Genomic DNA, 15,027 nt, shown 5'->3' on the forward strand with positions numbered 1-15,027 from the left:
TACTTCACTTACCTGGAAAGTGCTTTATGGGAAGAAGGGGGAAATTGAGCTTAACTCGATTTCCCCCTCTGGACAAACGCTTTGTTTTCTGAAGCTTTTCTCTAACACACCATTTGTCTCGACTCAATTTCTAGCAAGCGCAGCAGTGTTTCATCGCCCTTGGCCTTGGCTGCTTCCTTTCTACGATCGAGAATATTGCAAAGATTCGCCCGGTGCACTTGCGCCACTTCCATAACTGTTGGGTAAGATTTAACCGCCCCTGGGGCGTTAGCTGCTGCGACATCCCGATCGCCAGCTTGAGCATCTCGCTTTTTGGTATAGTTTGGGCCGCCGTATTTTCTGGGGTTGGGAATGTGTCTCGGATACCGATAGTTCCAGTTTTGCCCCCGGTATTTGCCCGCGACTTCCCCTTCGACCATATCAACTGTCGGAATGTCGTACTCGTAGTTTGAACCGCGATAAGTGAGTTTCATATTTTTTGATCCTTATATTTATGGAGATAAAAAGGGCAGTCAGGTCAGGGTTGGTTTTTTTGGCTAAAACTTTTTTAGTTTCTGTATTCAATTATACGGTTTTTTGAGATGAATCCGCTTTATTTACAAAAATTAATATTTGGAGGGGGGAGACGGCAAGAAAAAACCCGCCGCAGCGGGTTTAATCGAGTTTTTGACTAATTCGAGCAGCACCCGGAGCGAAACTGCTTCGCTTGGGAAGAACTAGCCGACTGTCACCTGATCGGTTTGCACGTTTGTGGCACCTTCTTCCGCAGAGGCGATCGCCACCAACTTGTCGAGAATTTCCTGACTCGGAACTTGACCTTTGAGAACAACGGTGCTGCTGAGCTGAGCCACATAAACAGTCTCGATATCAGCAACTTCTGCATCGGCGTCAAAAGCTAAAGCAACCCGCTTCGCTAAGCCGCTTTCGTCAAAATTTCCGTCTGGGCCGACTTTCGCAGGAGCGATGGATTGCGCTTGTGCTGCTTGCTGTACTACTTGTGCCATCGGTTCAGCCTGGGGTGCAGGCTTTTCGAGTCCGAACAGTCTTTTAAACCAACCCATAGTAGTTGAGTCTCCTGAAAATACACTTTTTACACAATAGCTCTAGAAGTCCAAAAGACTTGTAATTGTTGCAAAACTCAGTGAAATTTCTCACAATGTTTTCCGGCAGACTTTTACAATCTCAAATTTACCCTGATATCTAGATGTTGATTTGGCTATTTTATGTATAGGACGATCGCTACGCCTTGGATTGCAGACCAGTAGTCGAAATAGTTCCCACTTTTACCTTGAACAAACTGCACAGCGCGCCGGATTACATTCCCGGTTTGTTTAACTACCCAGGACATCTTGTGCTGGTCATCGAAGTGCGATCGCTGATACAGGGACTTTGCCCTGCGCTTAATTGGGGGTAGTCCTGCATATACGCTGTAAATCTAATTCTTAACTTTTTATATCATTTCCGGTTACACTCATACATGATATTGACGGTTGACGGTTGACTGTGCACGGCGTCAACAGTGAACAGTGAACAGTCAACTCGAATTTACTATTCCGATGCTAACGGATTTGATATTAGATAATATTGTTCTGCTTCCGACCAATTCAGTTTAAGCAAGGAATCATCTCCCCATGTCAGCTTGAGACTCGGCTTAAAGGCTGTCACCCCTAAAGCGCTAATAATTTGCGCTGCGACAGCTTTCGCCAGTAGCGGTGGTACAGAATTTCCGACTTGGCGAAAACCGTGCCATTTTGTGACGTGAAATCTAAACCAGTCAGGATAAGAATGCAGTCGCGCAGCTTCTCTGACTGTAATGCACCGAGAGGCGATCGGGTGAATCGGCCTCGGCGAAGTATAAGCCCCCCTCGCCCTGTCGGTTCCGGCCCTGAGAGTGTTGCAAACTCCGTCGGGGTGAAGCTTGTAAAAACGGCTGATCGGCTCTTTTTCGCCGTGTTTGGCAGCATGAAACCTTTCCATACATTCCTGAGAATGTTTGGTTCGTAAACTACAAGAGAGGATTTGTCGATCGTACTCGCGATCGTAGGAATAATCATCATCCAAACCATCAATTCCGCGCATTATACTCGCATAATTGCTGCACTTTCCGTACTCCGCCATCACCCAATCTCGGTGCAGCAACTCGCTGTAGTTTTCCACTTCCGGCAAATCTCCAATCGCATCCCAAACTGTCGGGACAGCAGGTAAATTAATTTTTTTATAGCGTTTAGGAATTTTAATTTTCGGCAGTATAGTAGTTTGCTGAGGGTATTTTGGTAGCTCATAACCTTCTTTGCACCCAATCAAAAACAATCGTTTGCGAGCTTGCGGCACTCCATAGTGAACAGCGTTGAGAACTTGATAATTTTCTTCTACTTTATAGCCCCGTTTCAGAAAAGAGCTAATTAAAACATTCAGGAGTTCTTTGTGTTCTCCTGATGCAATTCCCGGCACATTTTCCATTACAAAAAACTTGGGCTTTAGCTCCAAAACTAAGCGCTGAAAGTGAAAAATTAGAGAATTTCGTGGGTCATCCACATCGCGCTTGCCCATCATCGAGAATCCTTGACAGGGCGAACCGCTGATTACTACGTCAATCTCGCGCCGCCCGATCGCCGATTTTTTCCGAATTTCTGAGCCCGTAAGCTGTGTGACATCTTTGCACAGAATAGAACACAGCGGGAAATTAAACTCGTGTGTGGCGCAGTGAATAGGGTCAATTTCGACTGATGCAAGTACATCAAAACCTGCTTGTTCAAAGCCCAGAGTCATGCCGCCCGCGCCTGCAAATAAATCAACAGCGATCGGTCGCTTTTTCCGATTGCTTGGCATAACATTTCAATAAAAAAGTTGCTTTAATAGAACTTAAGGAAATCAACCGCGTTTCTGGTAATAAATCGTGGGTTTGTCTACGATCCAGCCACAAAGGAACCGGGTTTATACATAACCTTTCAATACGAAAAATGCTTTAATAAGCTGTATTTAATTTGACATTTTTCATTATTTCCGCAGCGGCCCGATCGCACACACCCACATCTCCGAGACTTTCGCGCATTTCCCGATAACCCGCCAAAGTTTGCTGGCGTCGATCGGCATTTTGCAGCAATTCCAGTGCATGGTTCACTATATTTTCCGCAGTCGCCTCGTCTTGCAGCAACTCCGGGACGATCGGCTTCATTTGCACCAAATTGGGCGGAGACATAAAAGGAATCGAAAATTTCAGCACATGGCGAAAAATCCAAGCCGTAATTGGACTGACGCGATAGAGGACAACTTGCGGAACATCCAGCAAAGCCAACTCCAGATTAACAGTACCAGATTTAGTAATCGCCAGATCGGCAGCGGCCAAGATTTCCAGAGTTTGATTTTCTAACAAAGTAGCCCGCAAACCGTAATTCTCGATCGCCTGTTCGATTTTGCTGCGAAAAGCTTTATTAGCAAGCGGAATCCAAAAATGAACTTCCGGCAATTTAGCTTGAATAATTTGAGCTGCCTCAAATATAACCGGCATCAGGTACTTGATTTCTTGGTGTCTGGAAGCGGGAATTAGGGCGATCGACACCTGTTCCGGCAAAATTCCCAAAGTTTTGCGGGCAACTTCCCGGCTGGGCGCAGATTGCATTCTATCCACCAAAGGATGACCGACCCAACTCACTTGGGCTCCTTTTTTTTGATAATAACTAGCTTCCTCTGGGAAAATTGCCAAAAGTTGGTCGCAAATACTGACAATCAGATCAGTATTGCGAGGAGAAATCGACCAAACCCATTCTTGAGGTGCGATGTACCAAACCACGGGCAAATCAGGCAAACAGCGACGGATATAGCTGCCAATACCGAGATTTGGAGTCAAATAATCAATCAATACAACAGCATCCGGGCGGAAGTTTTTGAGATATTGTTTAGCTTTTTGCTGAACTTTGATTGTGGGCCAAATGTACGGCACTGATTCTATAAGGCCCATAGAACCAATGCCCAAAGTATCACCTAAAATCGTAGCACCCGCTTCCGCCATACGAGGGCCGCCCAATCCGGTTATTTCTAACTCCAAACCAGCGGCGACAGCGTAACGTTTTAAGGCTGCAACTAACAAAGCTCCTTGCAAATCGCCCGAAACCTCACCAGTGCTGATAAAAATTTTCATATTTTGAATTTATACAGGTGAGATGTTTGCTAATAACTCGGTAACAGCATCATATTGATCGGGCATATTAGCACAGCGTAGCAGTAATTCTAAGTCCAGATCTGGAATGAATGTACTCTTGGCAACCTGCTCATAATTTTCACCTGTTAAGTAATAGATAGATAACTGACTATTTTGCCAAAACCAGACTTCCCGAACGCCCAATCTTTTGTAGAATTGTAGAGTATTTATCCCGCCACTGGTAATTACCACTTCAATAGCAATATCTGGGACTATTTTTTGCGTTCCTATATCATAAGAATCATCTGGCTCTTTTCTACCGCCTAATTCTCTGTTACCTAGAGTCGGGCCGCCCTTGCCGTAAAATCGAATCCCATTTGCTCTCATATATGCCTCTAGCAGCATACAGAGAGTTTTCTTGATTACTTCGTGTTCGGGCGAGACAGTTATAATTTGCAGTTTTTTATCGAGATAGAAAAACTTCACACCTCTGACATCTTTAAAAGCTGCTTCTATCGCTTCAAATTGCTCCCAACTAACATCTGAGAACCTGATGCAGCCATCTTGTTCTGTTTCAGGGGATGTAGATTTGACTGAAGTATATACATTCATCGGGCAACAGTCGTTTAGTTCATAGGTTTATTCTACCTCATTTACTTTTTGCCAGGAATCAAACCGCGCCGCCCTTTGGTTATAGACTGCTGCACAAATCTCTGCAGGTGCTGCAAGTGGGGATTTTCCGGCAACAAATCCAACTGTTCCAAAGCTTGATTTAGAGTGTAGCCAGAATGGTATAGAACACGAAAAGTTTTCTTCAAAACTAGCAAATCTTCTGCTGTAAAACCAGCGCGTTCGAGGCCTATTTTGTTGATTGCTCGCACTCTCGAAGGATTCCCCTCGACTAGCATATAAGGAGGTACGTCTCGATCGATCCTGCTCAAGCCGCCCACCATAGACAAGCGGCCGATGTGGACAAACTGGTGAACGCCCAAAACACCGCTCAAGCGGGCTTGAGACTCGATTTTAACGTGTCCGGCTAAGGCTACAGCATTGGCGATAATTACTCGATCGGCGATCGCGCAATTGTGTCCCACATGAACATAAGCCATCAATAGATTATGATTGCCAATTGTCGTGCTTTCTCCGGCTCCTGTAGCGCGGTTGATTGTCACGTATTCCCGAATCAGATTGTTGTCGCCAATTTTCACCCTAGTCAGAGAACCCTCGTATTTCAAATCTTGAGGTTCCAAACCAATCGCCGCACCGGGAAAAATTTGATTGCGAGCGCCTATTTCTGTTAGCCCGTCAATAATTGCATGAGCGCCAATCTTAGTCTCCGGCCCGATTTTCACTCTTTCCCCAATTACAGCATAAGCTCCCACTTCTACAGTCGGGTGAAGTTCAGCGCGGGGATGAATCACAGCAGTTGGGTGAATCAAAGTAAGCATTTTTCAGTTGTCAGTTGTCAGTTGGCTGTTGTCCGTTGTCTGTTGACTGTTGGCTGTTGTCTGTTGGCTGTTCTTAGTTATAAATTACCAATTACCCGTTACCAATTCCCCAATTTAATCTACCATCGAAAACGTCAATTCTCCTTCACAAACTTTTTGTCCGTCTACTTCAGCCAGAGCCTGCATTTTTGCGAAGCGGCGGCGTTTTACCCACAGCAATTCTACAGTCATCAGCAACTGATCGCCCGGTACAACCTGACGACGGAACTTGACTTGATCAATTCCGGTAAACATCCACAATCCTTGCTTGATGTCGGGCAACTGAGCCAGAACAATACCGCCAACTTGAGCCATCGCTTCGACAATTAATACTCCAGGCATAATCGGTCGTCCGGGGAAATGCCCTTGAAAATGCGGTTCGTTGAAAGTCACATTTTTAATTCCTACAGCCTTCTCGGACGGCACGTAATCAACAATCTTGTCAACCAGTGCAAAAGGATAGCGATGAGGCAATAATTTCTGAACTTCTTCGAGAGTAAAAGTAGATTTAACCGCTGGAGAATCTTCACCGTTTTTGGTGGAGACGGATTCAGAATTAGCAGTATTGAGGGTGTTAACTTCAGTCAGCGTAGACATTGCTTGAAGACTTTTGAGTGTGGTATGGCAGAAGGAAGAAGGAAGAAGGAAGAAGGAAGATGCAATCTTCACAGATCACCTGTTTTTTCCTAACTTTTCTCTAGCGTAGCTAGAGCTTCCGCTTTCAGGACTTGGGCAAGTTGGACGTGCAAGTTGTGACTGGCTTTGTAAGCCAAGTAGTGAGCTTTTGGCCAAGTTCCGAGCAGACTGAGGTCGCCTGCTAGGTCTAGGATTTTATGGCGCACCGGTTCGTTTGCAAATCTCAAAGGCGGGTTGAGCCAGCCGGATCGATCGCAAACTAGGGCGTTCTCTAGGGTACCACCTTTGATCAAACCTGCTTGTCGCAATTGGTCAACTTGGCGAGCAAGTCCAAAAGTGCGGGCTGGGGCGATCGCGCTAGCAAAACTTTCTGCTTCTGGCGACCAACTGTACCATTGATTGCCGATCGCCTGTTCCTCAAAATCAATTCCGTAACTAAATCGAGTTTCGGCTGAGGGTAAAGCCGCTGCAAAAGCATCCCCGTGGCGCACCCAAATTGGCTGTTCTAGGACGAAGGAGGAAGTGGGGTATTGCTTCGATTCTTGAGGAACTAAGCCGGTATGGGCGATCGCCTCTACCCAAACCAGAGCCGAACCGTCCAGCAGCGGCACTTCCGGCCCATCTACCTCTATTCGAGCATTATCCGCTCCCATCCCCGCCAAAGCCGCTAATAGATGCTCTACAGTGCGAATTTGAGCATCGATACCTGCCAGTTCAGTTGAAAGTGCAGTCTGAGAAACCGCCTCAATTTTTGCAGGAATTCTCGGAGCACCAGGCAAGTCAATTCTGACAAAATAGCGGCCTTCCCCAACCTCCGCAGGCAAAACTCGGACGCGAGTTTGTTCGCCGCTGTGCAAACCGATTCCCGACAGTTCAAATTCAGATTTGAGGGTGTGAATAGTCATTTGGAAGATGGAAGATGGAAGATGGAAGATGGAAGATGGAAGTTAACAGTAGGTTGCGCCGAGCCGCGCACCTTAGACATGATTTGTAGGGTGCGCCGAGGCGCAGCTTACTAATTAGCAATTAGCAATTAGCAATTAGCAATTACTCCTAACTAATAACTAATGACTGCTGACTAATGACTCTTCGTTAATTAGAATCGCTCACCAATTCCAAAGTGAATTTGATTGTCGCCAGTGTCGTTGATACCGTAATCGATCCGGATCGGCCCTAAAGGAGATTGAATCCGCACGCCGAGGCCGTAACCGTAACCGCTACCAGGCTTTTCGCGGATACCGGCCGGGTCGCCCGGGACATCTTTGCCCGTGCCCAAGTCAGTGCCAGCATCCAAAAATAGCGCTCCGCCGATAAACGAAATAATCGGGAAACGGTACTCAACGCTGGCTTCTAGGAAACTGCGACCGGCTCCCAGGTCGCCTTCGGCGTACCCGCGTACCGAGTTGGCGCCGCCCAAGGCAAAGGCTTCATAGGGAGGCAAATCTCCGAATACGGTGCCGCCTTTAACACTAAATGCCAGGGTTTGAGGGCCGGGGGTAAAGTTAGTGTACTTGACTGGTAGGTACAAGCTGTAGCTGGCCCGCAGGCGGTTTAAGAGGATGCTGCCGGAACCTACAGGAATCGATTGTTCCATGCCAAATCTGAGCAGGGAACCGCTAGTGGGGCGGAGGGGGTCGTTGCGCCGATCGCGCACTGCACCTGCTTGCAAAGTTGTCAAGTCATCCGAACCCGAATCGCTAAAACTCAACTGGTTGCCGAGTTCGTCCTCGGATTCGCGCCGGCCTTTGCGATCGGTAATTGAGACTCGCTGGTACTGCAAGCCGACTGAAGCTGTCCACTCAGAATCGGCAAAAGGATTCCGATCCAGGGGACGGGTGAAATTGATGCCGGCACCGGTGCGGACGACGCGGGGTCGATCGTCGTTGGGCAATCTGACTTCCCGTTCGCCACCGTCAAAAATCACGCTGATCGATCGTCTTCTAAACGCATTAATCGTATAAGAAGTCCGGTAAGGATCGCCCGCAATCCAAGGGTCAGTAAAACTCAGGTCAAACAGCGTTTGGCGTTCCCCGATTTGTACTTCAGCCCCCAATTTCTGGTTCCTACCTCTCAAGTTTTGCTGCTGGTAACTCAGCGTACCGAACAAACCCGTCGCGGAACTCAAACCTGCACCAGCCGCCAGAGAACCGGTATTTTTCTCAATGACGTTAACAATTACTCTTGCCTTGCGGGGGTCAGTCGTTCCCGGTTCCAAGGCAAGTCGCACGTCTTCAAAAATTCCCAAACCAAACACCCGCCTCAAATCTCTTTCCGCCTTGGTGCGGTTAAAGATGTCTCCGGGCTTAAGTTCTACTTCACGGGTGATGACAAACTGACGAGTGTTGCCTCCGATCGGCTGACCCGTGGCATCTGTTGCCTCTCCCTCCTTGTTCAGGAAGCGGACATCAACGGATTCGATCTGGCCTTCTGCCACTACTAGGGTGACAGTTCCGTCGTCTCCTACTTGCGGGGCATCAGTGATTTGGCCCAAAACATAGCCGTTCTCTTGATACCAGGCATTAATTTTTTTCACTCCCTCCTCAAAGCGGCGGAGGTTGAGAATTTTGCCGTATTGATCGCGGAAGCTTTCGTCAATTACGCTTTGGGGCAGCACTTGCTGACCGGTGATTGTCACTCCCCGCAGCACCGGATTTGGCTGCACAATAAAAGTCACCCGGACGCCCAACGGGGTGTCTTCCGGTACTGCCCGCACGTTTCTGAAAAAGCCCGTGGCAAAAATGGCGTTGATGTCTTGTTGCAGTTGGCTGCGGTTGGTCGTGCGTCCCGGCTGGGTGCTGATGACTCGGTAAATTTCGCTTTCCAAGTCTTCCGTCGCCCCGGTGACGGTAACTTCTGCAACTAGCACTTGCGGTTCTGCCGCCCCGGCGGGTGCAGGGGTTTGTCTGGGCTGCGGTGCTGGGCCAGGGGGCAATGGGGGAACGGTGTCGGTGGGCGGTACCGTCGGGGCCGGTATTGTTGGAACTTGGGCGTTTTGAGCGATCGCCCCGGATTCCTCTGGTTTCCCTAGCTCTGCTGCGATCCAGGCGGGCGTTACAGCCGCTTCCGATGGGGGGAGCGAGCTTTCCTGTTGCGCCTCTGGCAGCGCGTTTTGGCTGCTAGAGGCGGGGGAGGGGTTGGATGCTAGCTCTGGTTTGAGTTGAAGGCTCGGAGGTGAAACCGGGGAGGGCGGCTCTGTGACTAGCCTTGGGGGTTGTTCGCTGTTGGGTTCTCCTCTGGCAGGGGCCGCCGCTATTTTTAGGGCTTCCCCTTTGCTGGTTTTAGCGGCTTTGCGGTTTTGAGGAGGACTTTCAGTTAATTCTGGAATGGGGCGATCGGGTAATTCGATCGACGGGGCGGGCGGAACGGCAGCCAAAGCTTCCTCTGCTGATTCAGAGTAGGATGTTTGGCCACTTGCCGAATTTGATAACCCGAATGTTGCTGAGACAGTAAAAACTGCCACCAATACAGCAGATAAACGCATTTTTGTTCACTTTTTTGGGCAATCCACACACCACATTAGTCATTATTCATTAGTCATTAGTCATTAGTTATATAAGTCGGTGGAATTTCGCGCTGACCGCTAATTGATGACTGTTGACCGCTGATTGCTGACATCGAAAGAGAAGGGTGACAAACTGTGCAATTCTAGCGCATTACCAAGGTCTCTAGACTTTCTGAGCGAGAACCCGTTGGAGAACTTGCTGGTAAGCGGTTTCTACCGATCCTAAATCGCGACGGAATCGGTCTTTGTCCATAACACGGGCGTCGGGGTCGGCTTCTGCGTTGTCCCAGAGGCGGCAGGTGTCGGGACTGATTTCGTCGGCGAGGATCAGATTTTGATGTTGGTCGATACCGAATTCTAGTTTGAAGTCTACCAGGGTGATGCCACACTGGGTGAAAAATTCTTTGAGTATTTCGTTAATTTCGCGGGCGGCGATTTCTAGTTGGTCTACTTGTTCGGGGGTGGCTAGCTGCATTAACTGGAGCCGGCCGGGGGTCAGCAGCGGATCTCCCAAATCGTCGTTTTTGTAATAAAACTCGACCAGCGGCGGATTGACAATTGTGCCGAGGGCGAGTCCGGTTTGCTTGCAAAGACTGCCGGCGGCAATGTTTCTGACGACGACTTCCAATGGCAAGATTTGGACGCGACAGACTCGCATTTGATTGGGGGCCGGCGTGTCGATGAAGTGGGTGGGAATGCCTTTGGCTTCTAGCATCCGAAACAGGTGGGCGGATACGGCGCAGTTGATTTCGCCTTTGCCGACGATGCTGCCGCGTTTCTGGGCGTTAAAGGCTGTGGCGTCGTCTTTGAAGTGGGTCAGCAAAATTTCGCTGTCTTCGGTCGAGTAGAGGATTTTGGCTTTGCCTTCGTAGAGTTTGCGATCGGCTGACATGGCGATTAATAATGTAGATGAGTTTTAGATTTTACAGTAGCTCGATCGGGCGTTCTTGGCGAGTTTTTGGATCTCGGCTGTGCCGCTCATTCTCTGACAAAGAATTTCTTGAGGGTACAAGCCCCCAGATTTATCCGTGGAATCAATCCAAAATCTCAAATCTAAAATCCTTAAGCCCCCGCATTTATCCGTGGGGTCGCCTCCAAAATCTAAAATCTAAAATCTAAAATCGAATGAGGGGCAAGTACACCTGTAGGTAGATACCGTCATCGGCCCCGGCATAAATGATTCTTCACAAAGGACAATAGAGATTAAACCTGCTGGGTTGGCGAGCCGTGCTGACTAAACCTCGCCAACGAGACAGGCGCTTAAAAAACATCTATAAAATGGCTGATTTATGCAAGACAAAAAAATTCATATTCTCTTGGTAGAAGATGATGAGGTTGATGTGATGAACGTCCGGCGAGCTTTCAAAAAAAATAACATCGTCAACCCCCTCTACATTGCTGCCAATGGATTAGAAGCTCTATCTATATTGCGGGGAGAAGGAAAAACCGATCCTCCCATGCCTCAAGCGCGTCGCTTGATTTTGCTGGACTTGAATATGCCGAGAATGAGCGGGATCGAGTTTTTGCAAGAATTGCGACAGGATGAATGTTTGAGGTCGATTCCGGTAATCGTCCTCACGACTTCTAATGAAGATAGAGATAAAGTAAAAGCTTATAATTTGAATGTAGCGGGCTATATTCTTAAACCTGTTACTTTTTCTAACTTTGTGGAAGTTATGGCTACCCTAAACAGATACTGGATGCTGAGCGAAATTCCCTAAAAGAGGGAAAATTTAATAAAAAATTTATTTTTTAATGTAGCTTGGTGATTTTTCAGCGTGGCATTTATTTTAATTACTTTTTGTAAGCCGCAGCTTTTTCGGAGTAATCCACAATTCGGTTGTTATGGACAAAATTCTCAAAATTCTGATAGTTGATGACGATGCAGTCGATCGAATGGCGATCAAACGTTCGCTCAAGTCCGCTGGTGTTTCGGCAGAAGTTACAGAAGCAGAAGACTGCGCGGATGCGCTGGCCCAACTCTCGGTCAGTAAAAATTCTATGCAGGCTACCGCGAAACTCTCCCAACAAAATAAATCTCAACCTTTAAGCGAGGTTGAGGAGACAGAAAAGGGGCTGCTATTAAATCAAATATTTGAGTGCAAATTTGACTGCGTATTCCTCGACTACGGATTGCCGGACGGAGACGGACTGAGTTTGGTAAAATATCTACGAGAAGCTGGGCTGAAAGTTCCCTTAATTGTACTCACAGGTCAAGGCGACGAACAAATTGCTGTGGAATTGATGAAGGCAGGAGCTTCTGATTATATCGCTAAAAATAAGCTTTCTCCCGAAAGTTTGTCTCGCAGTTTGTCCAATGCGATGCGGGTTTACCGCGCCGAATTTCAGGCGTTTCATACCAGTCAAAAGCTCAAGGAAAGTGAAGAACGGTACAGGTTAGTTTTAGAGGGAGTGAACGACGGAATTTGGGATTGGGATTTAAGTAAAAATGAGGTTTATTGGAACGATCGCCTTTTGGAAATTATCGGTTTGTCGCGAAAGCAATTTGGCAGGACTATGGACGCTCTATACAACCGCCTGCACCCCGATGACAAAGAGGGAATCGTCGGGGCGATCGCCGCTCACTTGGAACAAGAAATAGACTATAATGTAGAATTCCGGCTGCTACACTCGAACGGTGTTTACCGCTACTGTACTTCTCAGGGAAAAGCTCAGCGCAATTCCCAAGGAAAACCGCTGCGAATGGCCGGCATGATTAGCGATATTACTGAGCGGAAACAGGCGGAAGATGCTCTGGAAAGGGAACGGCAGCAACTGAGACAAATTATTACTTGCGTGCCTGTAGCAATGGCGATGTTCGATACACAAATGCGCTATATGGCTAACTCTAAAAAATGGGTTAGTCAATTCAATTTAAACTTGCCATCTCTGAATAATTTTAGCCATTACGAATTGTTTCCAGATACACCGAATCGCTGGAAAGTAATGTACCAACAAGCGCTCAAAGGTCAGGTAGTTTCTGTGAGCGAAGATGCCTGGGAACGAGCTGACGGCTCTGTTCTGTACCTGCGGTGGGCTGCTCACCCTTGGTACGATCCAGACGAGAAAGTCGGGGGAATTGTGATGGTTGCCGACAAGATTAATGAGTTGGTGGAAGCGCGGGAAACAGCCTTAGAAGCTAGCCGGGTGAAGTCGCAATTCTTGGCGAACATGAGTCACGAAATTCGCACTCCGATGAATGGGGTTTTGGCAATGGCTCAGTTGCTGCTGCGCGCTCCTCTGGAACAGAAACAGGAGGAGTGCGCTCAGACTATTTACCGCAGTGCTGAACATTTGCTGAACGTTATTAATGATATCCTCGATTTCTCTAAGATTGAAGCTGGAGAAATGCGGCTGGAAAAGTCTAATTTTGATTTGGATAGCTGCGTTGAGTCTGTGATAGAAATGATAGCGCATTTGGCAGAGGAAAAAGGTATTGAATTGAATATTTTAGTTGACAATTCGGTGCCGAGAAAGTTGGTGGGCGACTCTGGCCGATTGAAGCAAGTTTTGCTGAATTTGGCGGGGAATGCAATAAAATTTACCGATCGCGGTCAAGTTCTAGTTCACATAACTGTGAAACAGGGCAACCGACTGGCAGACGGTAGACAAGAGGCAAGATTGCTCTTTTCGGTGCGGGATACTGGTATTGGAATTTCGGCCGAAGGGCAAACAAAGCTGTTCCAATCTTTTTCTCAGGTAGACGATTCTCCTACTAGGCCTTATGGCGGAACGGGTTTGGGTTTGGCTATTTGCAAGCAGTTAGTGGACATGATGGGTGGCGAGATTGGAGTTCGCAGTTTGCTAGGCAGCGGTTCGACTTTTTGGTTTACTGTACCTTTGGAAAAACAGTTGCAAGTTGAGCCTCAAGATCCCGAACTTGCGGGAAAGAAGCTGTTAGTAGTCTCTGGAAGCACTTTGAGGAGGGCAGCAGTGCGATCGCTCGCTCAAAGTTGGAGGGCCCGCTGCGATGAGGCAGAAACTGCTGCTGAGGCTTTGACTTGGTTGAACAATGCCCAGGGCGGGATTTCTCAGAATTCGGGGGAGGGGGGAAAAAGCTGGGATGTGGTGCTTGTGGACTTGCAAATGCCGGAGTTGGATGCGGAGGAATTTGCTAGGAAAGTGCGATCGACCTCGACAGTTGGCTCGTTAATCGCCATGACTGCTTTGCGGGAACAGCCGAAGGCTGAAGCGCTTTGCAGTCGGGGTTTTAACGGATATTTGATCGAGCCGGTGCGGCCAAGCCGCCTCAAGGAGGCTTTGCAGGCGCCGGTGAAGGGAACGGGAGATTTTGGGAAAGTGGAGGCTGCTAATACTTGCAAATTGCCACCAGTTAATTCTCAATATGTTACTCCCAATTCGCTGTCATCGCTGAGAATTTTGGTGGCGGAAGACCACCCGATAAATCAACAAGTTCTTGTCGAACAGTTAGCAGTTTTAGGGTATCAGGCTGACTGCGTGGTCAACGGTCAAGAAGCGCTGGATTTGCTGGCAAAAAAAAGCTATGATTTAGTGCTGATGGACTGTCAAATGCCGGTACTTGACGGCTACAAAGCGGCGCAAAAGTTGAGGGAAATCGAAGGAAGCGATCGGCATACTTTTGTGATGGCTTTAACTGCTCATGCTATGCCGGGGGAACGAGAAAAGTGTCTGGCGGCGGGGATGGACGATTATCTCAGCAAACCTGTAGATTTAGATGCTTTGGCGGCGGCCCTGAAAAAGTATGAAGCCCTAAATGTTCAAGGTGAAAATAAGTATGGAGTTAAAAGTATTAATTCGGAAAATAAATCTCAATCAGCAACAAATTATACAGAAATTGTGGAAAAAGCGCAGGTTTTGGCTCTGCCGACACCAAGGGCGATCGCACTTCAAACTTGGGAACATAGAGAGTCCGACGGACTGTTCGACAAGAGCAGATTGGAGCAACTCGGACGAGTTAATATTAAATTGCCAGAGCGACTTTTGCAAGCTTTTGTGGCAGACGCCCAAGCTGATTTGGCTGCTGCCAAACTAGCTTTAGAAGCTAAAGATTGGCAAGCTGTGGAATATCAAGCACACCGTCTCAAGGGAACTTCTGCTAATGTGGGAGTGGCTCTGATGTCTGATTTGGCCGCACAATTGGAGCATCAAGCGCGAGGCTTTCAATCTGAACCACCAGAGGTAGAATTGTTAAATATTGAGAGGATTGAGAACATATTAGTGAGTTTGTCCAGTCATTTAGCCCGGGTTCAAGAATTTGTGGAGACTCGAATCTTTGGTTAATA

At 47.8% G+C, this 15,027-nt stretch carries 13 protein-coding genes; 3 read left to right on the top strand and 10 right to left on the bottom strand.

Annotated elements, in window-relative coordinates; translation table 11 throughout:
* Positions 1–101 precede the first annotated feature (101 nt).
* Positions 102–473 carry a DUF4278 domain-containing protein gene (locus tag QUB37_RS15770; protein ID WP_333163507.1) on the bottom strand — a complete coding sequence of 124 codons (372 nt, stop codon included), beginning with the start codon at positions 471–473 and terminating at the stop codon, positions 102–104.
* A 243-nt stretch (positions 474–716) separates the two neighbouring features.
* Positions 717–1,061 (bottom strand): BON domain-containing protein, encoded by a 345-nt coding sequence (locus QUB37_RS15775; protein WP_333082559.1) that lies wholly within the window; start codon positions 1,059–1,061, stop codon positions 717–719.
* 185 nt (positions 1,062–1,246) lie between these two features.
* Here QUB37_RS15775 and QUB37_RS29855 point away from each other — a divergent pair, with 185 nt between their 5' ends.
* Complete coding sequence (locus QUB37_RS29855; protein WP_445251246.1) at positions 1,247–1,414, top strand: hypothetical protein; 168 nt, start codon at positions 1,247–1,249, stop codon at positions 1,412–1,414.
* Between the two features lie 134 nt (positions 1,415–1,548).
* Here QUB37_RS29855 and QUB37_RS15780 read toward each other — a convergent pair whose 3' ends face one another.
* From QUB37_RS15780 to purC, 8 genes are all read right to left on the bottom strand, one after another.
* On the bottom strand, positions 1,549–2,829 hold the full coding sequence (locus QUB37_RS15780; protein ID WP_333163510.1) for a DNA cytosine methyltransferase: 1,281 nt from the start codon (positions 2,827–2,829) through the stop codon (positions 1,549–1,551).
* A gap of 136 nt (positions 2,830–2,965) precedes the next feature.
* On the bottom strand, positions 2,966–4,138 hold the full coding sequence (lpxB, locus tag QUB37_RS15785) for a lipid-A-disaccharide synthase (protein ID WP_333163512.1): 1,173 nt from the start codon (positions 4,136–4,138) through the stop codon (positions 2,966–2,968).
* Positions 4,139–4,147: 9 nt separating this feature from the next.
* The gene (locus QUB37_RS15790) at positions 4,148–4,750 is read right to left on the bottom strand and encodes a Uma2 family endonuclease (protein ID WP_333163514.1); all 603 of its coding nucleotides are present in this window, start codon (positions 4,748–4,750) and stop codon (positions 4,148–4,150) included.
* A gap of 41 nt (positions 4,751–4,791) precedes the next feature.
* Positions 4,792–5,586: an acyl-ACP--UDP-N-acetylglucosamine O-acyltransferase gene (gene lpxA, locus QUB37_RS15795; RefSeq protein ID WP_333163516.1), complete on the bottom strand. Its 795-nt coding sequence runs from the start codon at positions 5,584–5,586 to the stop codon at positions 4,792–4,794.
* Positions 5,587–5,700: 114 nt separating this feature from the next.
* Positions 5,701–6,222, bottom strand: a complete 522-nt coding sequence (gene fabZ / locus QUB37_RS15800; RefSeq protein WP_333163518.1) for a 3-hydroxyacyl-ACP dehydratase FabZ — start codon at positions 6,220–6,222, stop codon at positions 5,701–5,703.
* An 89-nt stretch (positions 6,223–6,311) separates the two neighbouring features.
* Positions 6,312–7,166: a UDP-3-O-acyl-N-acetylglucosamine deacetylase gene (gene lpxC / locus QUB37_RS15805; RefSeq protein ID WP_333163520.1), complete on the bottom strand. Its 855-nt coding sequence runs from the start codon at positions 7,164–7,166 to the stop codon at positions 6,312–6,314.
* A gap of 191 nt (positions 7,167–7,357) precedes the next feature.
* A complete protein-coding gene (locus QUB37_RS15810) occupies positions 7,358–9,742 on the bottom strand; it encodes a BamA/TamA family outer membrane protein (protein ID WP_333163522.1) in 2,385 nt (794 codons plus the stop codon).
* 184 nt (positions 9,743–9,926) lie between these two features.
* Positions 9,927–10,655 carry a phosphoribosylaminoimidazolesuccinocarboxamide synthase gene (purC, locus tag QUB37_RS15815; RefSeq protein WP_333163524.1) on the bottom strand — a complete coding sequence of 243 codons (729 nt, stop codon included), beginning with the start codon at positions 10,653–10,655 and terminating at the stop codon, positions 9,927–9,929.
* Positions 10,656–11,052: 397 nt separating this feature from the next.
* Between purC and QUB37_RS15820 the strand changes: the two genes are divergently transcribed.
* Both QUB37_RS15820 and QUB37_RS15825 read left to right on the top strand, forming a co-directional pair.
* Complete coding sequence (locus QUB37_RS15820) at positions 11,053–11,484, top strand: response regulator (RefSeq protein WP_333163526.1); 432 nt, start codon at positions 11,053–11,055, stop codon at positions 11,482–11,484.
* Positions 11,485–11,608: 124 nt separating this feature from the next.
* Positions 11,609–15,025 carry a response regulator gene (locus QUB37_RS15825; RefSeq protein WP_333163528.1) on the top strand — a complete coding sequence of 1,139 codons (3,417 nt, stop codon included), beginning with the start codon at positions 11,609–11,611 and terminating at the stop codon, positions 15,023–15,025.
* Positions 15,026–15,027: the final 2 nt, after the last annotated feature.

The organism is Microcoleus sp. AT3-A2 (assembly GCF_036705685.1).
In the GTDB taxonomy this organism is placed as follows: Bacteria; Cyanobacteriota; Cyanobacteriia; order Cyanobacteriales; family Microcoleaceae; genus Microcoleus.

Excerpts from the sequence above, each read along its gene's own strand:
- QUB37_RS15770 (WP_333163507.1), bottom strand. The coding sequence starts at position 473 with ATGAAACTCACTTATCGCGGTTCAAACTACGAGTACGACATTCCGACA.
- QUB37_RS15775 (WP_333082559.1), bottom strand. The coding sequence starts at position 1,061 with ATGGGTTGGTTTAAAAGACTGTTCGGACTCGAAAAGCCTGCACCCCAG.
- QUB37_RS15780 (WP_333163510.1), bottom strand. The coding sequence starts at position 2,829 with ATGCCAAGCAATCGGAAAAAGCGACCGATCGCTGTTGATTTATTTGCA.
- lpxB (WP_333163512.1), bottom strand. The coding sequence starts at position 4,138 with ATGAAAATTTTTATCAGCACTGGTGAGGTTTCGGGCGATTTGCAAGGA.
- QUB37_RS15790 (WP_333163514.1), bottom strand. The coding sequence starts at position 4,750 with ATGAATGTATATACTTCAGTCAAATCTACATCCCCTGAAACAGAACAA.
- lpxA (WP_333163516.1), bottom strand. The coding sequence starts at position 5,586 with ATGCTTACTTTGATTCACCCAACTGCTGTGATTCATCCCCGCGCTGAA.
- fabZ (WP_333163518.1), bottom strand. The coding sequence starts at position 6,222 with ATGTCTACGCTGACTGAAGTTAACACCCTCAATACTGCTAATTCTGAA.
- lpxC (WP_333163520.1), bottom strand. The coding sequence starts at position 7,166 with ATGACTATTCACACCCTCAAATCTGAATTTGAACTGTCGGGAATCGGT.
- QUB37_RS15810 (WP_333163522.1), bottom strand. The coding sequence starts at position 9,742 with ATGCGTTTATCTGCTGTATTGGTGGCAGTTTTTACTGTCTCAGCAACA.
- purC (WP_333163524.1), bottom strand. The coding sequence starts at position 10,655 with ATGTCAGCCGATCGCAAACTCTACGAAGGCAAAGCCAAAATCCTCTAC.
- QUB37_RS15820 (WP_333163526.1), top strand. The coding sequence starts at position 11,053 with ATGCAAGACAAAAAAATTCATATTCTCTTGGTAGAAGATGATGAGGTT.
- QUB37_RS15825 (WP_333163528.1), top strand. The coding sequence starts at position 11,609 with ATGGACAAAATTCTCAAAATTCTGATAGTTGATGACGATGCAGTCGAT.